Genomic DNA, 21807 nt, shown 5'->3' on the forward strand with positions numbered 1-21807 from the left:
GAAATGGCAGAGCCGCTCCTCAAAGTTGAGAACCTGAAGAAGTACTTCCCGGTCAGGGGACTCTTCCGTACAATAGGATACGTCAAGGCCGTCGACGGGATAAGTTTTGAGATAAACAAGGGGGAGACCTTCGGCCTCGTCGGCGAGAGCGGTTGCGGAAAAACTACCACCGGAAGGACGATACTCAGGCTCATAGAGCCGACTGACGGAAGGATAATCTTCGACGGGAAGGACGTGACGAAGCTAAAGGGCAACGAGATGAAGGCCTTCCGCAGAAGGGCTCAGATAATGTTCCAGGATCCCTACTCCTCCCTGAATCCGAGGCAGACCGTCTTCGAGGTCATCATGGAGCCGGTCCGCTTCCACGGCATCCCGGTTGACGACCCCGAGGAGTTCGTCATCGACCTCCTCGAGAGCGTCGGACTGAACGAGATGCACCTCTACCGCTACCCCCACGAGTTCTCCGGCGGCCAGAGACAGCGTATAGCCCTAGCGAGGCTCCTTGCCCTAAAACCGGAGTTCATAGTCCTCGACGAGCCGACATCAGCCCTCGACGTTTCGGTTCAGGCCAACATACTCAACATGCTGAAGGACCTCCAGAAGAAGTACGGCTTCACCTACCTCTTCATCTCCCACGACCTCGGAGTCGTCAAGTACATGAGCCACAGGATGGGCGTCATGTACCTCGGGAAGCTCGTCGAAGTCGGTCCGGCAGAGAAGATCTTCGAGAACCCGCTCCACCCATACACACAGATGCTCCTCTCCGCGATCCCAGTCCCGGACCCGGAGCTTTCAAGGGAGCTGAAGAAGAAGCGCATGAAGATAGAGGGCGAGCCCCCAAGCCCGATAAACCCGCCGGCCGGCTGCCGCTTCCACCCGAGATGTCCGTTCGCCAAGGACGTCTGCAGGAAGGAAGAGCCGCCCCTCGTCGAGGTCGAGAAGGACCACTACGTCGCCTGCTGGCTCTACGCCAAGTCCTGACCTTTTCATTCTTCTTTCCCATGAACGAGCTCCCAGAGCGCCCTTCTGAAGCCATCGTCGACACGGTAAAGTTCTAGATAGACACTGTCCCTGGGCTCATCCTCGACTTCCAACTCAAAGATCCCCCAGCCAAGGGTCCTCAGCTCAACGTTTTCCAGATCAGAGGGTTTCCGTACCCCAAGAACGTGCTCGACTATGGACAGCGCCAGCAGGGCCTCCCTGTTCTGCCTGGCCATCTCCTCGTCCATCTTCAGGTGCTTGAAGTAGCCCGTCGGGATCCCCAGAAATCTAAAGAGGTTCCAGCGCCTCATGTGCTTCCCCCTCTCCTCGAAGCTCCTCCCGCTCAGCTCGTACAGAGATAGGGCGAGCTCCTTAAGGATCCCCTCGATCTCATCCGGGCTGATACCTACGTTTCCACGGACTTCGGAAACCGGTTTTATCGCATCGGCCTTTCTTATCAGCGCGGCCCTGTGCTCCACCCTCTCAAGCCTCGTGAAGAAGTAGGCATCGAGCCCGTACCTCCCGGTCCGGGTTTCGAAGATGACGTACGGAACCTCAACCCTCATCCCCATCCCCCAAGAACTAAGGGCAATAGGCATATAAAACCGCCGCCCCCACTTGGGTGGGATGTGAGGAGCATGAAGGTCGATGAGCTTCCAGTCGACGAGAGGATAAAGAGGATCATCCGCGAGAGGGGCATAGAGGAGCTCTACCCGCCGCAGGCCGAGGCGCTGAAAAGCGGCGTTCTGGAGGGCAAAAACCTTGTTCTGGCCATCCCCACGGCGAGCGGGAAGACGCTGGTGAGCGAGATAGTTATGGTCAACAAGCTCCTCCGCGAGGGTGGGAAGGCAGTCTATCTAGTTCCCCTGAAGGCCCTCGCCGAGGAGAAGTACCGCGAGTTCAAGGAGTGGGAAAAGCTCGGAATAAGGGTCGCGGCAACCACTGGAGATTACGACTCAACGGACGAGTGGCTTGGAAAGTACGACATCATAGTGGCGACGGCAGAGAAGTTCGACTCCCTCCTGAGGCATTCTCCGGGATGGGTCAAGGACGTCAAGCTCGTCGTTGCCGATGAAGTCCACCTCATAGGCTCCTACGACAGGGGAGCGACGCTTGAGATGATACTCAGCCACCTCCTTGGGAAGGCGCAGATTTTAGCGTTGAGCGCGACGGTTGGAAACGCAGAGGAGCTGGCGGAGTGGCTCGACGCCGCGCTGGTCATGAGCGACTGGCGCCCGGTCGAGCTGAGAAAAGGAGTTTTCCACATCGGCACGCTCTTTTGGGAGGACGGTAAAACCGACCGCTACCCTGAGAACTGGGAGAGCTTAGCAATTGACGCCGTGAAAAGGGGTAAGCAGGCGCTCGTATTCGTCAACACGAGGAGGAGCGCTGAAAAAGAGGCAGTTTCGCTCTCATCGAAGATCTCCAGACTGCTCACCAAGCCGGAGACAAGGCAGCTTGAGGATCTTATCTCCCAGATAGAGGACAACCCCACTACGGAAAAGCTCAAGAGGGCACTGAAGGGTGGCGTCGCCTTCCACCACGCGGGTTTGAGCAGGGTTGAGAGGACGCTGATAGAGGACGCATTTCGAGAGGGCCTCATCAAGGTGATAACGGCGACGCCGACGCTGTGCATGCATCCGGGCACACACGTGGTAACGAAAAACGGCGTGAAAAAGGTCTCAGAGCTGAGGGAAGGGGACGAAGTCCTCACTCACACAGGAGAATTTAAGAGGGTGATACAGCCCCTAAAGAGAGAGCACCGTGGAAAGCTCCTCGTTATAAAGGCTTATGGAGCTATCCCAGTCAAGGTAACCCCAGAGCACATGGTATGGGTTCTCAAGCAGATACGGCACAAGTCCCACTACTCCGACGGCAGGCAGGTGATATGGTGGGAGTTCGAGGGGCCTGAATGGATGACCGCTCAGGAGCTCAAGGAGAGACTTGAGTCTGAGACTGACCCAAAGGTCTCCTACATGTTGCTCCAGCCGATTCCAAAACGCTCTATCGAGGCCACTAAAATCCCGCTGAGGAAAGAGGTTTACGTTGTCAATCAGCACGGGAAAACGAATAAGCTTCATCCCTCAGTCCGCAGAACCCCTGAGTTTCTTCCGATTAACTTTGAAACCGCCCGTTTAATTGGTCTCTGGATTGCTGAAGGTTCCACGAGCAAAACGGGGGCGATAATATTTAACATAGGCTCTCACGAGGAGGAGATAACAAAGTTTCTGCTTGATATAATTCCCAGATACTTCCCAAGGGCCAACGTGGTGGTTAGAGATCACGAGAGGAACCGCCGGACGGTGAGGTTCTGCAACAAGCGTTTCGCTGAGTGGCTCCGGGAGAAAGTTGGACACCAGGCCCACAAAAAAACAATCCCCGAGGAACTGCTCTTCAGCGGGAACCGTGAGGTCAAGTTGGGCCTCCTCAGGGGATTGATAGAGGGGGACGGATACATAAGGAAGGATGCCAAGTCTAGGGCGAACTACATCAGCTACACGACTACATCTCCTTCGCTGGCGTACCAGATTCAGCTCCTCTTGGCTTCATTGGGCTACGTTTCGTCTGTAGATGTTGCCATCAGGGAGGGCGGTATTGGGAAGACTAGAAAACCCCTCTACACCGTGAAAGTAAGCGGAAAGAGCTATTACAAACTTCTGGAGGAGCTTGGATTTGAGAGTCCGCCGATGGGAAACCGCACCTACAACGTCAACAAAATCTGGAATGGTTATCTGCTCCTCAAGGTCCGTTCAATTGAGGAAGAGGGCTACGAGGGAGATGTCTACAACCTTGAAGTCGAGGGAGACGAGAGCTACAGCGTGGGCTTCATAGTTCACAACTCCGCCGGGATAAACCTCCCCGCCTTCCGCGTTATAATCCGCGACACGAAGCGCTACGCGGGCTTCGGTTGGACTGACATTCCAGTCCTAGAAATCCAGCAGATGATGGGCCGCGCCGGAAGGCCGAAGTACGACAAAGTCGGCGAGGCCATAATCGTAGCGAGAACGGAGGAGCCGAAGAAGCTCATGGAGCGCTACATCCACGGGAAGCCCGAGAAGCTGTTCTCAATGCTGGCGAACGAGCAGGCCTTCAGGAGCCAGGTTCTCGCTTTAATAACCAACTTCGGTGTCTCGAACTTCCGCGAGCTGGTGGAGTTCCTCGAGAGAACGTTCTACGCCCACCAGAGAGGGGACATCGCTTCGCTGGAGTACAAGGCGAAAAACGTCGTCTACTTCCTCATCGAGAACGAGTTCATCGACATGGACATGGAGGACCGCTTCATAGCGCTCCCCTTCGGGAAGAGAACCTCACAGCTCTACATCGACCCGCTCACCGCCAAAAAGTTCAGGGACGCTTTTCCAAGGCTCGAGGAGAACCCCAACCCCTTCGGGGTCTTCCAGCTGATAGCTTCGACTCCGGACATGGCGACGCTCACAGCGAGAAAGCGCGAGCTGGAGGACTACCTAGACCTTGCCTACGAATTTGAAGAGAAGCTCTACACCAACATCCCCTACTACGAGGACTCGCGCTTCCAGGGCTTTCTGAGCCAGGTGAAGACCGCAAAGGTCCTCCTCGACTGGATAAACGAGGTTCCGGAGACGAGGATATACGAGACCTACAACATAGACCCCGGCGACCTGTACAGGATTCTGGAGCTGGCGGACTGGCTCATGTACGCGCTCATCGAGCTCTACAGGCTCTTCGAGCCGAAGGACGACGTCCTGAACTACCTCCGCGACCTGCACCTCCGCCTGAGGCACGGCGTCAGGGAAGAGCTCCTCGAGCTCGTCAGGCTTCCGAACATCGGAAGGAAGAGGGCGAGAGCGCTTTACAACGCCGGCTTCAGAACCCAGGAGGACATAATGCGCGCGAAGGTGAAGGATCTGCTCGAGGTGGAGGGTATAGGCATCAAGGTCGTGGAGGGGCTGTTCAAGCACTTCGGCGTTGAAATGCCCGGAAAGGTCAAGGAAGCTGGGAAGAAGGCCGAACGCAGAAAGAAAGGCACTCTCGACGCGTTCCTCAAGTAGGGCTAACTTTTTAAATCTCCCAATTTTATTCGGGCGTGGGCACTATGATCATCATCGTGACTGGGATGCCTGGTTCAGGAAAGAGCAGGATCGTCCACGAGTTCGAGAGGAGGGGTTTTCCCAGCGTTTCTATGGGCGACATCGTGAGGGAGGAGACGGCAAAGCGCGGCCTCGAGCTCACGAAGGAGAACGTCGCCAAGGTCAGTATCCGCCTGAGGCAGGAGCTGGGCCAGAACGCCGTCGCGAAGCTGACCGTTGAGAAGGTCAAAGAGCTCCTCAAGGGAAGCGACCTCGTGGTCATAGACGGGGTAAGGTCCCTCGACGAGGTCGGAACATTCAGGAGCGCCTTTCCCGAAGAGGAGATAATCATAATCGCCGTCCATACGCCTCCAAAGCAGCGCTTCGAGAGGCTCAAAGCAAGAGGTAGGCACGACGACCCGAAAACCTGGGAGGACTTCGAGGAGAGGGACTGGAAGGAGCTACGCTTCGGGATAGGTAACGTCATCGCGATGGCGGACTACATGCTCGTCAACGACGGTTCGCGGGAAGAGTACGAGGAAAAGGTAAAGCGCCTCGTGGACAGGATTCTAGCCGAGCATTGAGTCGAGGAACAGCATGACGTAGAAGCCCACGAAGAAGCCGAGCGTTACGAGCGTCTCGTTCTTTTCTCCCCTGTATATTTCCGGTATCATCTCCTTCACCGTGACGTAGAGCATCGCACCGCCAGCCATTCCAAGGCCGTACGGCAGGAGCCAGCTGAAGAGCGTGAAGAAGTAGGCCCCAACGAGAACCATCACCATCTCGGCGAAGCCGCTGAGGACGCCCATCATGATGGGCTGGAGGCGCTTCTTCTGAATGGCCGCTAGCGGCAGCGATACCACAGTTCCCTCCGGGAAGTCCTGTATACCTATCGCTATAGTCGTGACGAGGCCGACCTCGAGGTCGTAGACGAGGGAGGTGCCAACGGCGAGGCCCTCCGGCAGGTTGTGGATTATGACCGCTATCACCAGAAGCCAGACCTTTCTAAGGCGATCTTTCATCGATTTTGGTCCCTCGTAGCCCTTGACGAGGTGCTCGTGGGGAAGGAAGCGGTCGATGGCGTATATCAGGAGGACGCCGAGGGCTATTCCTATCCCAGCGGGAGAGAAAGAACCGGTGCTCTCTATTGCAGGTAGAATTAGGCTCGTGAAGCTCGCCACTATCATAACTCCAGCGGCGAAGCTCAGCGCGAAGTCCACCCCGCTCTCCGGGAGGCTCTTGGCGAATATCGCAACCATGGCGCCGAGGGAGGTCATCAGGGCAACGAACAGGCCGGCGTAGAAAGCGACCCACATTATCTCGCCGTTGGAAACGCTGAGTATCCACTCGGCGAGGCTGGCTATGAAGTTCTCGAGCATGATACCACCGCTCCTTTTGTTAGGTTAACCTAACACTCTTAGGGTTTTAAAGGTTTTGGTAGAAGCTATTTAAAGGCCGGACTCAAATTAGAGAAAAAAAGAAGTTCTCTTGAGATGGAATTCTCAGAATTGGGAAAAGTTTCTAAGGAACAATCTCCACAAGGTCTTTAACGACCTTAAAGTCATCGTCGAGAGTGGCAAGCCTTTCACAGCCGTACTCGATTGCAGTGGCCAAAATCCTCGCGTCATGGGGCAGGAGGCCGTATTCGCTTACTAGTTCACCAACGGCATCCCATTTTGCATCCCCCACCACAACGATGCCCATGGCATGTATGGAGCCAAGAACCAGCGCGAGGAGTTCACCCGCCTTTTCTCTCGCTTTCACGTCTTTCTTCAGGAGCCTCTTCAAGCCCCTGGTAGAGCGGCTCTCAGGCAGGAGGACTTTCTTCAAAACAACCAAATACACCTCGTCGATTACGGTATCGCTCGTTATTTTGGGTTCATTGCTCTCAATGACTTTCCTGGCGAGCTCCGTTAGCTGTGTCTCAAACATTACGTTCAGGATTACGCTTGAATCCACGAACATCAAAGGTCATACACCTCTTCGCGAAGCTTCATAAGCTCCCTCGCGTCGGCCTTTCCGAGCATTCCGATCCTGAACTCCCTGGCGTATTTTTTAACGAGCTCCCGGAACTTTTCCTCCCCGGATAAGATGGCTTCAACTTCGGTTTCAACCGGCATTTTTCTCACCACCTTAATATAAGCGACCCTCCTAAAATAGCTTTCTCAAGTTAGGATTCGGAAGCAGGGGACATCCACCCGGCACTGTTATCATGATAACAAATCTAGAAGAATTGAACTTTTCCGTTATCATGACCACACTCCGCTGCCCTTATAAACACGACCTCCAACCAAAACCGGTGGTGAGAATGGAGCTGTTCGAGGAGGTCGAAGTTGAGGCTTACGTTTACCCGACGGAGGACATCGAGAAGGTAAGAAGGGCAATGCTGAACCTGATACCTGACCTTGAGTTCGAGGCCTTTGATAAAGGGGACTACATAATCCTCACCGGGAAGACGAAGAGCAGGAAGGCACTGAGCAGGCTCTACGAGCTCTTCAGGGGGCAGGCAATACTCGATACCGCGCGCTCTTTTTTGGAGGAGGGCTACTTCGGCGAGGAGATTATCATCAGGGTGAACAAGCAGGCCGCTTACGCTGGCGTAGTCAACTTCAACGAGGAATCTCCGCTAGGCCCGATAACGATAGTGATCCGGACTAAAGATCCACAAAAGCTCATGAAGTGGCTCGCCCCGAGGACGAAGGACGGGGTTCCTATAGAGTAACAGCCGACTAATTTACCAATTTCCACAGGAACCGAGGGGCATGGTTTCAAAAGTTCTATAAACGCCCAGAAATAAGGGGTGGGAGCTTCCCATGGGAAAGGCCCAGTCTTCCCTTGAGTACCTGTTCATGATTGCTGCAGCGGTAGTTGTGGTAGCCCTCGTCCTCAACTCTCTAAGCGGGACCGTTGAGGACGTTCCCAAGCCCTCGGAGGCCATCATTTCGTACGTGGAATACGATCCGCCCGGAAACGATCTGGAGGGGGACGGAGAGTACGTGGCCATAAAAATACCGGGCTGAGCGATATCGACATCGGCGGCTGGCAGTTGAAAGACGGCCAGAATCACGTGTACACATTTCCGCAAGGCTTTGTACTAAAAGCCGGGGCGGAGGTGAGAGTTCACACTGGCCCCGGGACAAACACCGAGACGGATCTCTACTGGGGGAGGAGACAGGCCGTATGGAACAACAAAGGGGACACCGCCTATCTTTATGATGCCGAGGGCAACCTCGTGGACAAATGCAGCTGGACCGGGAAGGAAGGCGGTTCCGTAAGCTGCCATTGATGACAAACTTTTTAAATCCCTCCTCGACTTCGAAGCGAAGGGGCGGCTGGCGGGAGCTGGCCGTCACCAGGAGGTGTAGGATATGGCAAGGATACACGCGAGAAAGAGGGGTAAATCAGGTTCTAAGAGGCCACCGAGGACCGCTCCGCCGACCTGGGTCGAGTACACGGCGGAGGAGGTCGAGGGGCTCGTTATCAAGCTCAGGAAAGAGGGTTACAGCGCGGCCATGATAGGGACGATCCTCAGGGACCAGTACGGAATCCCGAGCGTCAAGCTCATCACGGGCAAGAAGATCACCAAGATCCTCGAGGAGAACGGCCTGGCCCCGCAGATACCGGAGGATCTCATGGCCCTCATCAGGAAAGCCGTCAACCTGAGGAAGCACCTTGAGCAGCACCCGAAGGACAAGCACTCCAGGAGGGGCCTCCAGCTCACCGAGAGCAAGATCAGGAGGCTCGTCAAGTACTACAGGAGAACCGGAAAGCTTCCTGCCAAGTGGCGCTACGATCCGGAGCAGGCCAAGCTCCTGGTCCGCTGATCCTTTTCCTCTTCTTATCGGTGATGCCCCGTGGATAAGGGTGCCTTCTTGGAGCGGGCCAGGGAGGGGGCCGAGCTAATAAAGATGCACATCGAGTTAGGCCACACTATAAGGCTCATCTCCCACCGCGACGCGGACGGCATCACCGCCGGAGCCATTCTCGCCAAGGCTGTAGCTAGGGAAGGAGGCACCTTTCAGCTCAGCATCGTCAAGCAGGTCAGCGAGGAACTTATCAAGGAGCTGGCCGAGGAGAGGAGGGAAATCTACGTCTTCAGCGATCTCGGGAGCGGCTCGATGGAGCTTATCGAGAGACACCTCAACTTCGCGACGGTCGTCGTTGCGGACCACCACCCGCCCGAGAGGGAGAGCTTTTCGAACGACTCCCACGTCCTCGTCAACCCGGTTCCCTTCGGTGCCAACAGCGTCCGCGACCTGAGCGGTTCTGGCGTTGCGTACTTCGTTGCCAGGGAGATGAACAGGGAGAACAGGGATCTGGCGTACACAGCCATAGTGGGTGCAGTGGGGGACATGCAGGAGATAGACGGCACGTTCCACGGCATGAACCTCGAGGTTATCGAGGACGGCAAAGAGCTTGGAATCCTCGAGGTCAGGAAGGAGCTCCGCCTCTTTGGACGGGAGAGCAGGCCCCTCAGGCAGATGCTGGCCTACGCTACCAACCCTGAACTTCCCGGCATAACCGGCGATGAGAGGAACGCTATAGAGTGGCTCCGCTCAAAGGGCTTTGATCCGGAGATGCACTACTGGCAACTCAGGGAAGAGGAGAAGAAGAGGCTCCACGACGCCCTCGTTCTCCACCTGATAAAGCACAGTGCCCCCAAGGAGACCATAGACAGACTCATAGGGGACGTTGTGATAAGCCCCCTCTACCCGGAGGGAGACCCGAGGCACGAGGCTCGCGAATTCGCCACGCTCCTCAACGCCACCGGTCGCTTAAACGCCGGAACCCTCGGCGTTGCAATCTGCCTCGGCGACGAGAACGCCTACAAAAAGGCCCTCAAGATGCTCGAGGACTACAAGAGGGAGCAGATAGAGGCCAGGAAGTTTATAATCCAGAACTGGGGCATGGCCGATGAGGGCGATCACGCCTACGTGTTCTACGCCGGGAAGAACATCAGGGACACGCTCGTAGGCATAGCGGCCAACATAGCGATAAACGCTGGATTAGCCAACCCCGAGAAGCCGGTGGTGATCCTCGCGGACAGCGACGAGGACGAGAACCTCGTCAAGGGCTCCGCCAGAACCACAGAGAAGGCCCTAGCCAAGGGCTACCACCTCGGCGAGGCCTTGAGGGAAGTGGCTGAAAAGCTCGGCGGGGAAGGCGGCGGGCACGCTATAGCCGCTGGAATCCGCTTCCCGAAGGGCAAAATCGACGAGTTCATCAGGCTATTCAACGAGGCCTTGGCGAAGCAGGTCAAGGGGGGAGCGGAGTGAAAATCGAGGCCAAAGCGGAGATAGTCTGGCACTACGACGATGCCAGGAAAGCGGAGGCCGTCGCGAGGGCGGTGCAGGTTGACAACGAGGGCATGCCGGCCGAGCTAAAGAAAAGTTTAAATTTGGAAACCCGATGGGTTGATGGAACCGTCAGGACAAAGGTTAAATACTCGGGTGAGATTGATACACTCATCAAAGCGCTTGATGATCTGGTGTTTTCGGTCAAGATCGCCGAGGAAATGACCGAAAAGGTGTGAAGTGGAGGTGTTAAGATGGCGAAAGCTAATCCGAGAAAGAGGGCCGCCGCGGCCAAGGACAAGTGGAAGATGAAGGAGTGGTTCGTCGTTTACGCTCCCGACTTCTTCGGGAGCAAGGAGATCGGTTTGACTCCAGCAGACGAACCCGAGAAGGTCATGGGAAGGGTTATAGAGACCACGCTCAAGGACCTGACCGGCGACTTCACCAAGGGGCACGTGAAGCTCTACTTCCAGGTCTACGACGTCAAGGGCCAGAACGCCTACACCAAGTTCAAGGGCCACACCCTCGCGAGGAGCTACATAAGGAGCCTCGTCAGGAGGAGAACGACGAGAGTTGACGGCATATTCAACGTCACCACCAAGGACGGCTACAAGCTCCGCGTCATGGGCATGGTCATCGCCTACAGGCGCATACAGACCAGCCAGGAGAGAGCCATAAGAAGGATCATCCAGGACATCATCTACAAGAAGGCCGAGGAGCTCAACTTCGCGGACTTCGTCCTCCAGTCCGTGAACGGCCAGATAGCCAGCGAGATAGCCAAGGAAGCCAGGAAGATCTACCCGATCAAGAGGGCCGAGATCAGGAAGATCAAGGTTTTAGCAGAGCCTGAGGCCTGAAGGCCTCACCCAATGCCTTTTTATCCCCCGGAAAACCGCCTCACAAGCGGCTCTTCTTGCGTTCTCCCCCACAACCCTTAAATACTCATGCCGCAACATTCAGATGGAAATCTAAAGGAGGCGAAAGCCATGGTGGACGTAGAGCTGCTCAAGAGGGTTGTTGAAGCTCCGGGCGTTTCTGGCTACGAGTTCCTCGGCATTAGGGATGTAGTAATCGAGGAGCTGAAGCCCGTTGTGGACGAGATAAAGGTCGACAAGCTCGGCAACGTCATAGCCCATAAGAAAGGCAACGGGCCGAAGATAATGATAGCCGCTCACATGGACAAGATCGGTGTAATGGTCAACCACATAGACAAGGAGGGCTACCTCCACGTCGTTCCCGTCGGGGGAGTCGACCCGAGGACCCTGGTTGCTCAGAGGATTCGCTTCTTCACCGAGAAGGGCGAGCGCTTTGGGGTTGTAGGCCACATACCGCCGCACCTCCAGAAGCCGGAGGACAGGAAGAAGGCCGCTGACTGGGACACCATCGTTGTGGACATCGGCGTCGACAGCAAGGAAGAGGCTGAAGAGCTCGGATTCCGCGTTGGAACGGTCGGTGAGTTCGCCCCTGCCTTCGTTAGGCTCAACGAGAACAGGATTGCAACCCCGTACCTCGACGACAGAGTTTGCCTCTACGCCATGATTGAAGCCGCCAAGAGGCTCGAGAACCACGAAGCGGACATTTACTTCGTTGCCTCGATCCAGGAGGAGGTCGGTCTCAGGGGAGCACGCGTCGCTTCCTACGCCATCGACCCCGAAATTGGAATAGCGATGGACGTCACCTTCGCCAAGCAGGTCGGAGACAAGGGCAAGATAGTTCCGAAGCTCGGCGGCGGGCCGGTCATGGACGTCGGGCCGAACATCAACCCGAAGATCAGGGCATTCGCCGATGAAGTCGCGAAGAAGTACGGCATAGAGCTCCAGGTCGAGGCCAGCCCAAGGCCGACCGGAACCGATGCGAACATCATGCAGATCAACAGAGAGGGCGTTGCCACAGCCGTGCTGAGCATACCGATACGCTACATGCACAGCCAGGTCGAGACCGCTGATTTGAGGGACATCGAGAAGACCATAGAGTTCGCGAAGCACTTCCTCGAGGAGCTCAGGCCCATGGATCTCACCCCGTGAGATCCCTTCTCCTCCCGCGAAAGGTTTATTTCCCTTCCCCCGTATTTTCATCATGGTGTTAACGGGTGAGCTCAGGGAGCCTGATGCAAACATCCAGCGACGCTTCTCAGGGTAGTTGGGGAATCCTGATAGTCCCGATCGGGAACTTGGACGAACGCGTTCTCGGCGAGATTGTGGGGTTCGTTGGGAACTACTACTCCGACCTCGGTGTCGGGACAAAGATCATCGAGAGAATCCCAGAGAACACGTTTATCGACGCGTACAACCCCAGAAGAAAGCAGTTTCTTGGAAGGCTCTTCCTCCCCAAGCTGGCGAGTCTACGGGAGGAGTATAAGGCCAGAGCTGTTCTGGGGATTACATCGCTGGATCTTTACGAAGAGGGGCTAAACTTTATCTTCGGGCTGGCCCATCCCGGGCTCGGGAGCGCCGTTGTTTCCATCCACAGGTTGAGGCCCGAATTCTACGGGGAGGTTCCGAACGAGACCTTGTTGGTAGAGCGGGCGATAAAGGAGGCCATGCACGAGCTCGGTCACGTCTTTGGCCTCTCCCACTGCCCCAACCCAAGGTGCGTCATGCACTTCTCGAACTCGATCATCGACACCGACATGAAGAGCCCCTACTACTGTGGGAACTGTCGGAAGAGGCTTGAGAAGAATCTGGGGGTATCGGGATGATAGAGGTTGAGCTAAAAGGCTACGCGGACGACGAGATATTCAAGCGGGTCAGGAGAAAGTTCACGCTGGTCAGGAAGGAGTACCACGAGGACACGTACTACCAGCACCCCTGCAGGGACTTTTCAAAGACCGACGAGGCACTGAGGATAAGGCTGAAGAGGTTCAACGGCCACTTTGAGGCCTTCATGACCTACAAGGGACCCAAGATCAACGGGGCCTCCAAAACGCGGGAGGAGATAGAGGTTCCCCTGACGGATCCGGACGAACAAGCCAGGATCCTGGAAAAGCTCGGCTTCGTCGAGGTTCTCACCGTTCACAAGGTAAGGGAGAAGTACTACGTGGAGAAGGGCGTCATCATAACCCTTGACGAGGTGGAGGATCTAGGCAAGTTCGTTGAGATCGAGGCGCTCGTGGAAAGGGAGGACGAAGTGGAGAAAACCGTCGATAGGCTCAAATCGATTATGGAAGGACTCGGGGTCAAGAGATTCGAAAGGAGATCCTACCTAGAGCTCCTGCTGGAGAGAGCCGGACATGGGGAAGCTGGATAAACTCTTCGGGATCATCGAGGGCGAAGAGAAGAAGTCCGACCTGGAGAGGATAGAGACCATAGAAGAGCTGGTTAGTTCGGGCGAGTTCCAGGGAGCCCTTTCGGAGCTGGAGAAGGTTAAAAAAGATGAAAACGTATACGTGGGGGCCGAGATAATCATCAGGGGTCTCACGAAGGCCGAGCCCCCTCTCGATGCGTCTTCCATAGCCCTCTACCTGAAGGAGCTGATCCCCATAATCAACGGCATAGAGAGCTGGAGGTACAGGGCCATCCTCATGGCCGACGTTGCCATGGCCTTTTACGAGATCGGAGATGAGTTCAACGGGGATCTGGCCCTCAAAACCGCCATAAACCTCGGCTACGCCGCCGGGGAGGATGTCCTAGTCGAGATACTGAGGGAACTGATACGCAGGGGAATGCTCGAAAAGGGCTCGTACGCGCTCTCCCTCGTTCAGGACAGGAAGAAGATTGACTTCCTCCTAAGCCAGCTAGTCGAGTTCCTGTACCTCTCCGGAGACTACCGGAGGGTGAAGGCCGCACTCGACCACATCGAGGATCCCTTCTACAAGGCCGTTGCCCTCTACCGGCTCGCCCTGATCGAGGCCGACAAGAACAAAGACCGCGCCCTGGCGCTCCTCGAGGGAGCCATAGAGAGCGCCGAGAAGATAGAAAACAAGCACGCCCGGCTGGAGCTTCTGATAAAGCTGAGCGACCTCAAGGCCAACCTCACGGGCAGGGGCATAAGCCTGGCGGAGATACTGAAGGAGGACAGCTCACCTCCTCCTTCCCAACATAGCGACGATACTGACCACGAAGACGAGTATTGAGAATATCTCAAGCCTCCCCACCCACATCAGGATTATCAGGACTGTTTTAACGTCCGCCGGGAGGAGGGGGGAGGTTATGCCAACGCTGAGGCCAACGTTGCCCTGAGCCGAAGCCGCCTCGAAGAAGGCATCGACGAGGGGAGCCTTGACCCTTATCATGAGGTAGAGGGTCCCAGCCAGGAGAAACGCCAGGTACGTCATTGTGAAGCCCGTGACCTCCTGAAGATCCTCCGAGGTGAAGACGTAGTTCCCCACCTTCCTCTTGATGACCGCACCCCTCGGGAGGAGGGACTGCTGCACTGTCCACTTGAGGCTCTCGTACATGAGGGTAAAGCGGATCAGCTTGATGCCGCCGGCGGTGCTGCCCGCGCCGCCTCCGATAACCATTAGAAGGCCTAGAATGAACTTGGAGAGCTCGGGGTACTTTGAGAGGTCCGCTATCCCAAAACCAGTACACGTAATCGCCGAAACCGCATGGAACACGGCCTGCCGGAGGGAGTCCGCTATCGTGTCCCCGTACTGGACCAGACCGTAGGCCATGAAAGCTATCGCCGGAACGAGGAAGATGAACATGTACCTAACCTGAATGTCGTCAAAGAACGGCCCGAGCCTCTTCTCCTTGAACACCTTGTAGTGAACGGTGAAGTTCACGGCACCCATGATCATGAGGAATATCGTCACCGCCTCTATGCTCATGCTGTGGAAGTAGCCTATGCTCGCGTCGTGGCTGCTCATACCACCGGTTCCAAGGCCCGTCATGGAGTGGGTGAGGGCATCGAAGAGGGACATTCCGTTGATGTAGTACAGGTAAGCACCCAGGAGCGTGAGGACGAAGTATATCTCGAATATGACCCTCGCGGTGTTGGCCAAGTTGGGCAGGATCCTCTCGCTCCTGGCCTCGGCGCGGTAGAGCCTCGCGGCCGCTACACCAGGGCGTATCAGGACGGTGAGGGCGACGAGGACTATGCCTATTCCGCCGAGCCACTGCATCCACGCGCGCCAGAAGAGGAGAATCCTCGGATAACTCTCAAGGTGGCTCATCATGGTCAGCCCCGTACCGGTCCAGGCGCTCATGCTCTCGAAGTAGGAATCTATAAAGCTCATTCCGGCTATCTTCATGAAGGGGACGACGCTCAGAAACGAGGCGAAGAGCCATATGAAAGCGGCCGAGATCATGGCCTGCCTCAGGTTAACGTCCTCTATCCTCTCCTGATGCCGGGACAGCCACGCCCCGAGGAGTATGCTGAAGAAACCGGGGACCGCGAAGTAGTAAACGTATCGAACCTCTGCTGGATAGAACCACACGAGAAGAACCGGGACTAGATAGGCCACTCCAACGCCCTCAAGGATGGCACCGATTAGATTTCTCACAACGAAGAGGTCATCGGCCAGGTTCACGTATCTCCTGAACTCTAGCATCGCTTCACCGCAGTATAAGGGGAGAAGGGAGAATAAAAGGTTTTCGAGGATCAAAAAGTTTAAGGGTTAGGGCTCCCTAAAAGGGGCGGTGTTAAAGATGGATGAAAGGGAAGCACTCATCAAGGCGGGGGAGATAGCCAGGCAGGTCAAGAAAGAGGTGGTGGACCTCATCAAACCAGGGACAAAGCTCTACGACATAGCGGAGTTCGTCGAGAGGCGAATAGTCGAGCTCGGCGGAAAGCCGGCCTTTCCGTGCAACCTATCACTGAACGAGCAGGCGGCCCACTACACACCGTACAAGGGCGATGAGACCGCTCTTAAGGAGGGGGACTACCTCAAGCTCGACCTCGGCGTTCACGTTGACGGATACATAGCGGACACCGCTTTGACCTTCCGCGTTGGAATGGAAGAGGACGAACTCATGGAGGCGGCAAGGGAAGCCCTGGAGAACGCGATAGCGACGGTCAGGGCCGGAGTTCAAATCCGGGAGGTGGCGAGGGCAATAGAGGAGACGATACGCGGAAAGGGGTTCAACCCGATCGTCAACCTCAGCGGCCACAAGGTGGAGCGCTACAAGCTACACGCAGGGATCAGCGTTCCGAACATATACCGGCAGGCCGACACGTACGAGCTCAAGGAGGGTGACGTCTTCGCGATAGAGCCCTTTGCCACGACCGGTGCGGGGCAGGTTATAGAGGTTCCGCCGGCGCTTATTTTCATGTACGTACGAGACAGGCCAGTCAGGATGCTCCAGGCGAGGAGGCTTCTCATGCACATAAAGCGGGAGTACAAGACGCTCCCATTCGCCTACCGCTGGGTACAGGATTTCCTGCCGGAGGGACAGCTCAGGATGGCCCTGGCCCAGCTAAACAAGGCAGGCGCTATATACAGCTATCCAATACTGCGGGAGATAAGGGGTGGCATGGTGGCCCAGTTCGAGCACACGGTTATAGTGGAGAAGGACGGGGCGTACGTAACCACATGAGACTCTCTATTTTATCATTAGACGAGAAGCAAGGCGACGGAGTCACATATTTTGGGTGATTCTAATTGAGAGAGCAAAGGAGAAAGGAGAGGCCTCCTGGCTCGGCAGTTGGCGCCGGGGCAGGGATTTGAACCCTGGTGCGCAGAGCGCACGGGATCTCGAGTCCCGCGCCTTCCCAGGCTAGGCTACCCCGGCGCTTCCCAACAACCAACACTCCCTCACGGAGGAGCGTTACAGCCGTCACGACCTCCTCGACCGTCAAATCCTCAGACAAAGCCACCTCAAGGAGCTTCGCCACGATTTGGCTCACGTTATCCCAGCGCTCCTTGGCCTTCCTGTACACTTCAGGCGGTAGCGTAATGTGCAGACGCGGTGAAAGGCGCCTCGGCTTCCTCCGCTTCCGCGCTCCGGCCGGCTCCTGCTCCCCCGCATGGGAGTGTCCGGACACACCAGACGATTTTACCATGACGAAAACACCCACGAGACTTTATAAATTTTTGGCCTAAAAGCCTTGCGAATTGAACAACCGGCACTCGACACCCGCCGTAACGCTCTTTCATGTGCACTAAAAAAGCCTTCTCGTGCCTTCTTTTTGCTCTGGTCCTTTCCAGATCTCGACTAGGATCGTGACGCCTGGAACGACAGATGACGAAAAAGGGAGGAAATTACTTCGAACCCTTAGCCAGCACGTACCCCAAAAGCATACCCACCGCCATGAGCGCCAACAATTTCAAGTCCGGGTCCATCCCCTCCTTCTTCTCAAGGAGGTACTTTAGCCTCTGAAGCTCCACCGGCGTCAAACTCTCAGGACCATAACGCCTCAACTTACCCATCAATTCCCTAAACTCCCTCTCCTCCTCAGGACTCAGAGCCATCCCCAGCACCTCCAGCCTTTTCAAGGCTCTCTTTGTAAGCCTTGAAAACCGCATCAGGAGGAACATCTGAACCCAATATCGCCACGCGCAACATGAAAAGCTCAGAGTAATTCCTATCAATCTGACCACCCAACTCCCGCCTCACACCATCAACCTCCCGCTCAATCTTCCGCTCTAAATCCCTCCTCAAATCATCAAGCCGATTATTAACGCTAACATTCAACTGCCAGAGGCCGAGAAATAATGCGATAATACCAATGAACACTCCAGCAGTACTGGCGTCCATACAATCACCATGGTAAAATAAGGCCAGGAACCCAAAAACCTAACGGAAGAAAAAGAAACCCACACACGAGGAGTCAAGCCTCACTCCACAGGGACAATTCCCGAAACGTTTTTAGGAATCACAGTCTAAACCTCACAGGGGAATAAAAATGAGCCAAAAATCCAAAGAAGACGAAATCTTCGCAGGAATGATCGGCGGAGGAATACTCGGCGGAATCCTCGCAGGAGCACCAGGCGCCATAATCGGCGCCATAATCGGCATACTCATAGCCTCAACCGACAGCAAAGACAACAAAAAAAGCGTCACCACAACAAGGTGAACCCCCTTGCAATTCGACTGGATAAGCGCATCCGGCCTCCTCGCCGTCCTCCTTCTCGCAATCCACAAAACCCGAAACAAGACCTCCTTCAGAGAAATCCCCCTAAGAACCGTAGCCATCTACTTCCTAACCTCAAACACCCTCATGGCCTCAATACTCCTAATAAGCTACGGAATCTTCGGCTGGCCACCCAACGTCCTAAACGACCTCGGAAGATGGCCACTCCTCTTCTCAGGAGCAGCACTCTTCAAAATCAGCTACGACTCCATCAAAGACGAAATAGGAAAACAATAAACCCCACACGCGAAGACTCAAGCCTTACGCGAGGAGTCAGGATTTAGTCGTATTCGCCACAATCTTCTTAACATTGACATCATGATTTACCGTTTTGACGACTCCTTTTATTTCCAGTACCAGATAATCCCCTTCTTTGACTTCCAGCAAGTCCCTTATATCTCTCGGTATGCTAATACGGCCATTACTGATGACCTTAACCACAAGAGGAATCGGATGTTCTAACTCAATGCGCGTAATGTCTTCTGCCATAGCCATCACCACATTTTATGATTCAAAGACCTATTTATGTCTTTTGCCATTCTGATACCAAATCATCTGGATTCTGTCAGATTTGACAATATCAGTCCCGATTTTCTGAGGATAGGTATTTAAATACCGATTCGGTATCATAATACGGTGATTCCCATGCGTGTTGTGTCCGTCTATGAGCTTCGGGAGCTTCCGCTGGAGGAGGCTCTGAGAAGGCTTGAGGAGGTGGAGTGGGTGCTCGAGGAGGACGCCAGTTTCTACCCGGCCGACCTCTACAAGGACTTCATCCCATCTGGAGAAATCGGGAGAATTCTCCAGAATTCTGTTACACAGCATAAGAATCCGGAGAACGAAGCAAGGACGGTGAGAGCATGAGGAAGCGAGGCAGGCCACCGGTAATGAAAGCCTGGCGCGTGAGGATCCACAACAACGGCGAGAGGAGGGACCTCATAATCAAGGCCAAAACGCAGGAAGAGGCCGAGGAAATGGCGCGCTTCATCGTTAAGCAGAGCTTTCCTTTTTCGAGCTTCTCAGTCCGCAGGTTTTACGGGAGGGTTGCGGGATGATCGAGGAGATAAACGTGATATGGGTTCTCTCAAGCGGTCTCGGCTTCAAAAGGCACGAGGCCGATTCTTACTGGGTGATAAGGAAATATAAAAGGAAGACCGGCTACTCGGCCAAAGAGCTCACAGTATTCTTCAGCGGTTTCAAGAAGAGTGGGAAGACAGAGAAGTTCGAGAATTTTGAGGAGCTCGTTAAGTTTCTCAACGATGAGCACCCGACCAGGAAAAACTACGGGTTCACAGTCTCTCCAAAGGATATTCTTGAGGCTTTAGAGAACTCCGAGCCTGAAAAGCGCGAGTTCTGGAAGGACGAAATCCAATACCTCAGAAAGCTCCTCAGAAAACAAAGGGAGAGAAAGCCCGAGACTAGGCCAACCAGGCAGGTTACCCTCGACGCGCTGATGGGGTGATGAAAGTGCCGCTTCTAATCACATACTTTGAACCCACAAGGCTCAAAGACTTCAGCCAGGCGCTTGAGAAAGTCGAAGAACTCCGCGTTCTAATCCCGGTCCAAGTCTCAAACATCGAGATGGAAGACGAGAAGATAAAACTCGTCCTGAGCGTCCCGGCCGATTCTCTCAAGCTCGCCCGCGAGAGCTTTCCAGAAGCGGTGGTGATAGCATGACCGACGGCGACAGGCGAAACCTCATCACCACCAGCCGGGAACTGAGAAGGCTCAGACGCAGAACCGTCTCGGCCATCATCAACCAGCTCCACGGCTTCGACGCTCACGAAGAATTCTCCGACCTCCTTGAGGAGGCAAAGAAAGAATACGGCCTCACCAGGCTCGGCCTCTTTGACATCGATTTGATTCTGTGGGATTTCAAGACCGGCCTACCCGCGGCCATCCTCGAGGTCAAGAGCCGCTACCAGCTCCAGGAGAGCGACGGTTATGCAATGTTCGACGAGCCTCAATTTACTTTCCTCGAAGACTTCTCCAGCTACATCGGCGCTCCCGCCTACTACATCGTGAAGACGAGGACGAAATGGCTCGTCTGGAAGGTCGAGAAAGGCCTGGCCGTGAGGCGCGAGCTGGCCGACGGGAGGAAGGTAGTTCTCCTTCCACTGGAGAAGGCCATGCGCTTCAGCCCGAGGGGAATGGTGAAGTTCATCCGCGAGCTGGTGGGGAGGTGAGAGAGATGAGAACTCAGCCTTCCCTCTTATTACCGAACATTCCGCTGACCAGTCCACCAAAGACCCCGAACAGGTATCCCACGATGGTGCCCAGCAAGAAAGAAACACCCTCACTACTCAGAACCCTATGGGAAGCCAAGAGGTATATACCTATCAAAATCAGGCCTACCAAAGAAGTTACCCCAACTGTTGTCCACAGCCAATATCTATACTTGGTGAGCTCAACCTCGGTGTTTCTCTCAATCTGGAACTTATCCCTCTCCACCCACTTATCAAGGAGCCTCCCAATAGCATTAATGACCGCTTCAACATCCTCCCTAGTCCATCCAGAAGGCCGTGGCAATGACTCATTGGAAGTCTCTGGTATCTCAAAATCAACTCTCTCCTCGGCCTCCGACATTACACCACCAGCCAAGCTTTCGATTTTTGCGGACTTAACCCTTTCGGAGGTGATAGCATGGACCCAATCTTCTTCCTGATCGGCTTCCTCTTCGGCGTCTTCCTCGGCCTGCCGATCGGCCTGCTCCTCAGGGAGACATGGAGGGAGAAAGAGTGAAGAACTCATTCCTCATCGGCCTCAAGGACCCCAACGAGACGAACTTTCACGTACTTGCCAGACTTAAGGTCAAAGACCTCTCTAATCTCACTTGGGATAATGATGCGACCCTTAACATCAATCCGCGCAATCCATTCAACCTCTTCGGGGAGCTTTCGGAAAGTGGGAAACGGCCTCATAGCTCATTCCTTCCTCATGATGCCGACGAGTTTCACCTTTACGTAAGTCTCCCCGCCAGAGATGTCAAGCATTCTCCTGATGTCCAGCGGAATCAAGATTCTCCCCTGCTTGTCAACCTTGGCAATGAACTCAATATCCTCAGGGACCCTCTCAAACTTCGACATTCCCATCACCGATACATGTTGCACATTGTGATATATAAGCCTTTTCTGCTAATTGTGGAAAACCTTAAATACCAAGAAATGCAATATATGCACGATTTGCACAATGTTCAAAAGGTGAAGGCCATGGCCATGAAATTCCAAGTGGCGAGGGTTCTGGAAGTGGAGATTTACGACTTCAGCGCCATCTACGAACTCGGCGACCTCCTCGGCGTCGAAATAGTGAACGAGGAAGGAAAACCCGTCGCAGTCATACACGCCAGAGCACCACAAAACCCGGAGGAACTGGTTAACGCAATCGTCAGCACCAAACTCCACGTCGAGGACCTCACCCACCTCGCGAAGGGGAGGTCCCCATGACCCTTTCTTTTCTTCCCCGCGAGACGGAGG

Annotated in this window: 33 protein-coding genes, 1 tRNA gene and 3 pseudogenes; 25 read left to right on the forward strand and 12 right to left on the reverse strand. The window is 55.0% G+C overall.

Annotated elements, in window-relative coordinates; genetic code table 11:
* Nucleotides 1-3: 3 nt before the first annotated feature.
* The gene (locus ACZ5AM_RS09145) at nucleotides 4-981 is read left to right on the forward strand and encodes an ABC transporter ATP-binding protein (protein WP_464914661.1); all 978 of its coding nucleotides are present in this window, start codon (nucleotides 4-6) and stop codon (nucleotides 979-981) included.
* A gap of 5 nt (nucleotides 982-986) precedes the next feature.
* Here ACZ5AM_RS09145 and ACZ5AM_RS09150 read toward each other — a convergent pair whose 3' ends face one another.
* A complete protein-coding gene (locus ACZ5AM_RS09150; RefSeq protein WP_464914662.1) occupies nucleotides 987-1547 on the reverse strand; it encodes a hypothetical protein in 561 nt (186 codons plus the stop codon).
* 72 nt (nucleotides 1548-1619) lie between these two features.
* On the opposite strand from ACZ5AM_RS09150, the pseudogene ACZ5AM_RS09155 reads away from it, so the two are divergent.
* The 4 genes and pseudogenes from ACZ5AM_RS09155 to ACZ5AM_RS09170 all read left to right on the forward strand — a co-directional run.
* Nucleotides 1620-2612 (forward strand): annotated as a pseudogene (locus ACZ5AM_RS09155) (DEAD/DEAH box helicase); the annotation flags it as partial.
* 3 nt (nucleotides 2613-2615) lie between these two features.
* A pseudogene (locus ACZ5AM_RS09160) lies at nucleotides 2616-3593 on the forward strand (LAGLIDADG family homing endonuclease); the annotation flags it as partial.
* A 228-nt stretch (nucleotides 3594-3821) separates the two neighbouring features.
* A pseudogene (locus tag ACZ5AM_RS09165) lies at nucleotides 3822-5009 on the forward strand (helix-hairpin-helix domain-containing protein); the annotation flags it as partial.
* Nucleotides 5010-5053: 44 nt separating this feature from the next.
* Nucleotides 5054-5611, forward strand: coding sequence for a dephospho-CoA kinase (locus ACZ5AM_RS09170; protein ID WP_464916113.1), 558 nt, complete (start codon nucleotides 5054-5056; stop codon nucleotides 5609-5611).
* Here the strand turns inward: ACZ5AM_RS09170 and ACZ5AM_RS09175 are convergent.
* From ACZ5AM_RS09175 to ACZ5AM_RS09185, 3 genes are all read right to left on the reverse strand, one after another.
* Nucleotides 5597-6406, reverse strand: coding sequence for a ZIP family metal transporter (locus tag ACZ5AM_RS09175; protein WP_464914663.1), 810 nt, complete (start codon nucleotides 6404-6406; stop codon nucleotides 5597-5599). The two genes, ACZ5AM_RS09170 and ACZ5AM_RS09175, sit on opposite strands and share 15 nt — an antisense overlap.
* Before the next feature lie 142 nt (nucleotides 6407-6548).
* The gene (locus ACZ5AM_RS09180; RefSeq protein ID WP_464914664.1) at nucleotides 6549-6992 is read right to left on the reverse strand and encodes a PIN domain-containing protein; all 444 of its coding nucleotides are present in this window, start codon (nucleotides 6990-6992) and stop codon (nucleotides 6549-6551) included.
* On the reverse strand, nucleotides 6992-7156 hold the full coding sequence (locus tag ACZ5AM_RS09185) for a hypothetical protein (RefSeq protein ID WP_464914665.1): 165 nt from the start codon (nucleotides 7154-7156) through the stop codon (nucleotides 6992-6994). Before ACZ5AM_RS09185 ends, ACZ5AM_RS09180 begins: the two co-directional genes overlap by 1 nt.
* 179 nt (nucleotides 7157-7335) lie before the next feature.
* Between ACZ5AM_RS09185 and ACZ5AM_RS09190 the strand changes: the two genes are divergently transcribed.
* The 11 genes from ACZ5AM_RS09190 (at nucleotide 7336) to ACZ5AM_RS09240 (ending at nucleotide 14393) form a co-directional block, all read left to right on the forward strand.
* Entirely contained in the window at nucleotides 7336-7749 is a 414-nt protein-coding gene (locus tag ACZ5AM_RS09190) for an RNA-binding domain-containing protein (RefSeq protein WP_464916114.1), read from the forward strand.
* Nucleotides 7750-7840: 91 nt separating this feature from the next.
* Nucleotides 7841-8047, forward strand: a complete 207-nt coding sequence (locus ACZ5AM_RS09195; RefSeq protein ID WP_464914666.1) for a class III signal peptide-containing protein — start codon at nucleotides 7841-7843, stop codon at nucleotides 8045-8047.
* Between the two features lie 26 nt (nucleotides 8048-8073).
* Entirely contained in the window at nucleotides 8074-8313 is a 240-nt protein-coding gene (locus ACZ5AM_RS09200) for a lamin tail domain-containing protein (protein WP_464914667.1), read from the forward strand.
* 82 nt (nucleotides 8314-8395) lie between these two features.
* Nucleotides 8396-8851, forward strand: coding sequence for a 30S ribosomal protein S15 (locus tag ACZ5AM_RS09205; protein ID WP_464914668.1), 456 nt, complete (start codon nucleotides 8396-8398; stop codon nucleotides 8849-8851).
* 30 nt (nucleotides 8852-8881) lie between these two features.
* Nucleotides 8882-10303: a DHHA1 domain-containing protein gene (locus ACZ5AM_RS09210; protein ID WP_464914669.1), complete on the forward strand. Its 1422-nt coding sequence runs from the start codon at nucleotides 8882-8884 to the stop codon at nucleotides 10301-10303.
* Nucleotides 10300-10560 (forward strand): KEOPS complex subunit Pcc1, encoded by a 261-nt coding sequence (locus ACZ5AM_RS09215; RefSeq protein WP_464914670.1) that lies wholly within the window; start codon nucleotides 10300-10302, stop codon nucleotides 10558-10560. The genes ACZ5AM_RS09210 and ACZ5AM_RS09215 overlap by 4 nt, the downstream gene beginning before the upstream one ends.
* Nucleotides 10561-10575: 15 nt before the next feature.
* Nucleotides 10576-11178, forward strand: coding sequence for a 30S ribosomal protein S3ae (locus tag ACZ5AM_RS09220; RefSeq protein ID WP_464914671.1), 603 nt, complete (start codon nucleotides 10576-10578; stop codon nucleotides 11176-11178).
* Between the two features lie 129 nt (nucleotides 11179-11307).
* Nucleotides 11308-12345 carry a lysyl aminopeptidase gene (locus tag ACZ5AM_RS09225; protein ID WP_464914672.1) on the forward strand — a complete coding sequence of 346 codons (1038 nt, stop codon included), beginning with the start codon at nucleotides 11308-11310 and terminating at the stop codon, nucleotides 12343-12345.
* Nucleotides 12346-12428: 83 nt separating this feature from the next.
* Entirely contained in the window at nucleotides 12429-13019 is a 591-nt protein-coding gene (locus ACZ5AM_RS09230) for an archaemetzincin family Zn-dependent metalloprotease (protein WP_464916115.1), read from the forward strand.
* Nucleotides 13016-13567 (forward strand): class IV adenylate cyclase, encoded by a 552-nt coding sequence (gene cyaB, locus ACZ5AM_RS09235; RefSeq protein WP_464914673.1) that lies wholly within the window; start codon nucleotides 13016-13018, stop codon nucleotides 13565-13567. Before ACZ5AM_RS09230 ends, cyaB begins: the two co-directional genes overlap by 4 nt.
* Nucleotides 13551-14393 carry a hypothetical protein gene (locus ACZ5AM_RS09240; protein ID WP_464914674.1) on the forward strand — a complete coding sequence of 281 codons (843 nt, stop codon included), beginning with the start codon at nucleotides 13551-13553 and terminating at the stop codon, nucleotides 14391-14393. The genes cyaB and ACZ5AM_RS09240 overlap by 17 nt, the downstream gene beginning before the upstream one ends.
* Here the strand turns inward: ACZ5AM_RS09240 and ACZ5AM_RS09245 are convergent.
* Nucleotides 14340-15812 (reverse strand): TrkH family potassium uptake protein, encoded by a 1473-nt coding sequence (locus tag ACZ5AM_RS09245; RefSeq protein ID WP_464914675.1) that lies wholly within the window; start codon nucleotides 15810-15812, stop codon nucleotides 14340-14342. The two genes, ACZ5AM_RS09240 and ACZ5AM_RS09245, sit on opposite strands and share 54 nt — an antisense overlap.
* 97 nt (nucleotides 15813-15909) lie before the next feature.
* Here ACZ5AM_RS09245 and map point away from each other — a divergent pair, with 97 nt between their 5' ends.
* Nucleotides 15910-16797: a type II methionyl aminopeptidase gene (gene map / locus ACZ5AM_RS09250; protein WP_464914676.1), complete on the forward strand. Its 888-nt coding sequence runs from the start codon at nucleotides 15910-15912 to the stop codon at nucleotides 16795-16797.
* A gap of 109 nt (nucleotides 16798-16906) precedes the next feature.
* Here map and ACZ5AM_RS09255 read toward each other — a convergent pair.
* The 3 genes from ACZ5AM_RS09255 to ACZ5AM_RS09265 form a co-directional block, all read right to left on the reverse strand.
* Nucleotides 16907-16992 (reverse strand) — tRNA-Ser (locus ACZ5AM_RS09255).
* Nucleotides 16993-17462: 470 nt separating this feature from the next.
* Nucleotides 17463-17672, reverse strand: a complete 210-nt coding sequence (locus tag ACZ5AM_RS09260; protein WP_464914677.1) for a hypothetical protein — start codon at nucleotides 17670-17672, stop codon at nucleotides 17463-17465.
* Nucleotides 17656-17958 carry a hypothetical protein gene (locus tag ACZ5AM_RS09265; protein WP_464914678.1) on the reverse strand — a complete coding sequence of 101 codons (303 nt, stop codon included), beginning with the start codon at nucleotides 17956-17958 and terminating at the stop codon, nucleotides 17656-17658. Before ACZ5AM_RS09265 ends, ACZ5AM_RS09260 begins: the two co-directional genes overlap by 17 nt.
* 148 nt (nucleotides 17959-18106) lie before the next feature.
* Between ACZ5AM_RS09265 and ACZ5AM_RS09270 the strand changes: the two genes are divergently transcribed.
* Together ACZ5AM_RS09270 and ACZ5AM_RS09275 are read left to right on the forward strand one after the other, a co-directional pair.
* On the forward strand, nucleotides 18107-18277 hold the full coding sequence (locus tag ACZ5AM_RS09270; RefSeq protein WP_464914679.1) for a hypothetical protein: 171 nt from the start codon (nucleotides 18107-18109) through the stop codon (nucleotides 18275-18277).
* Between the two features lie 6 nt (nucleotides 18278-18283).
* Nucleotides 18284-18571 carry a hypothetical protein gene (locus tag ACZ5AM_RS09275; protein WP_464914680.1) on the forward strand — a complete coding sequence of 96 codons (288 nt, stop codon included), beginning with the start codon at nucleotides 18284-18286 and terminating at the stop codon, nucleotides 18569-18571.
* 36 nt (nucleotides 18572-18607) lie between these two features.
* Here the strand turns inward: ACZ5AM_RS09275 and ACZ5AM_RS09280 are convergent, their stop codons facing one another.
* Nucleotides 18608-18829, reverse strand: a complete 222-nt coding sequence (locus tag ACZ5AM_RS09280; protein WP_464916116.1) for an AbrB/MazE/SpoVT family DNA-binding domain-containing protein — start codon at nucleotides 18827-18829, stop codon at nucleotides 18608-18610.
* Between the two features lie 141 nt (nucleotides 18830-18970).
* On the opposite strand from ACZ5AM_RS09280, the gene ACZ5AM_RS09285 reads away from it, so the two are divergent.
* The 5 genes from ACZ5AM_RS09285 to ACZ5AM_RS09305 are packed head-to-tail and all read left to right on the forward strand — an operon-like array spanning nucleotide 18971 to nucleotide 20520.
* Nucleotides 18971-19198: a hypothetical protein gene (locus tag ACZ5AM_RS09285; protein ID WP_464914681.1), complete on the forward strand. Its 228-nt coding sequence runs from the start codon at nucleotides 18971-18973 to the stop codon at nucleotides 19196-19198.
* On the forward strand, nucleotides 19195-19389 hold the full coding sequence (locus tag ACZ5AM_RS09290; protein ID WP_464914682.1) for a hypothetical protein: 195 nt from the start codon (nucleotides 19195-19197) through the stop codon (nucleotides 19387-19389). The genes ACZ5AM_RS09285 and ACZ5AM_RS09290 overlap by 4 nt, the downstream gene beginning before the upstream one ends.
* A complete protein-coding gene (locus ACZ5AM_RS09295) occupies nucleotides 19386-19796 on the forward strand; it encodes a hypothetical protein (protein WP_464914683.1) in 411 nt (136 codons plus the stop codon). Before ACZ5AM_RS09290 ends, ACZ5AM_RS09295 begins: the two co-directional genes overlap by 4 nt.
* Nucleotides 19796-20011 (forward strand): hypothetical protein, encoded by a 216-nt coding sequence (locus ACZ5AM_RS09300; RefSeq protein WP_464914684.1) that lies wholly within the window; start codon nucleotides 19796-19798, stop codon nucleotides 20009-20011. The genes ACZ5AM_RS09295 and ACZ5AM_RS09300 overlap by 1 nt, the downstream gene beginning before the upstream one ends.
* Nucleotides 20008-20520 (forward strand): hypothetical protein, encoded by a 513-nt coding sequence (locus tag ACZ5AM_RS09305; RefSeq protein WP_464914685.1) that lies wholly within the window; start codon nucleotides 20008-20010, stop codon nucleotides 20518-20520. Before ACZ5AM_RS09300 ends, ACZ5AM_RS09305 begins: the two co-directional genes overlap by 4 nt.
* 13 nt (nucleotides 20521-20533) lie before the next feature.
* Here ACZ5AM_RS09305 and ACZ5AM_RS09310 read toward each other — a convergent pair whose 3' ends face one another.
* The 3 genes from ACZ5AM_RS09310 to ACZ5AM_RS09320 all read right to left on the reverse strand — a co-directional run bounded on the left by ACZ5AM_RS09310 (nucleotide 20534) and on the right by ACZ5AM_RS09320 (nucleotide 21429).
* Complete coding sequence (locus ACZ5AM_RS09310; RefSeq protein ID WP_464914686.1) at nucleotides 20534-20920, reverse strand: hypothetical protein; 387 nt, start codon at nucleotides 20918-20920, stop codon at nucleotides 20534-20536.
* Between the two features lie 161 nt (nucleotides 20921-21081).
* Nucleotides 21082-21255: an AbrB/MazE/SpoVT family DNA-binding domain-containing protein gene (locus tag ACZ5AM_RS09315; RefSeq protein ID WP_464914687.1), complete on the reverse strand. Its 174-nt coding sequence runs from the start codon at nucleotides 21253-21255 to the stop codon at nucleotides 21082-21084.
* Nucleotides 21256-21258: 3 nt separating this feature from the next.
* Nucleotides 21259-21429, reverse strand: a complete 171-nt coding sequence (locus tag ACZ5AM_RS09320) for a division/cell wall cluster transcriptional repressor MraZ (RefSeq protein ID WP_464914688.1) — start codon at nucleotides 21427-21429, stop codon at nucleotides 21259-21261.
* 114 nt (nucleotides 21430-21543) lie between these two features.
* Here ACZ5AM_RS09320 and ACZ5AM_RS09325 point away from each other — a divergent pair, with 114 nt between their 5' ends.
* Complete coding sequence (locus ACZ5AM_RS09325; protein ID WP_464914689.1) at nucleotides 21544-21777, forward strand: hypothetical protein; 234 nt, start codon at nucleotides 21544-21546, stop codon at nucleotides 21775-21777.
* Nucleotides 21778-21807: the final 30 nt, after the last annotated feature.

This window comes from Thermococcus fumicolans (assembly GCF_055386755.1).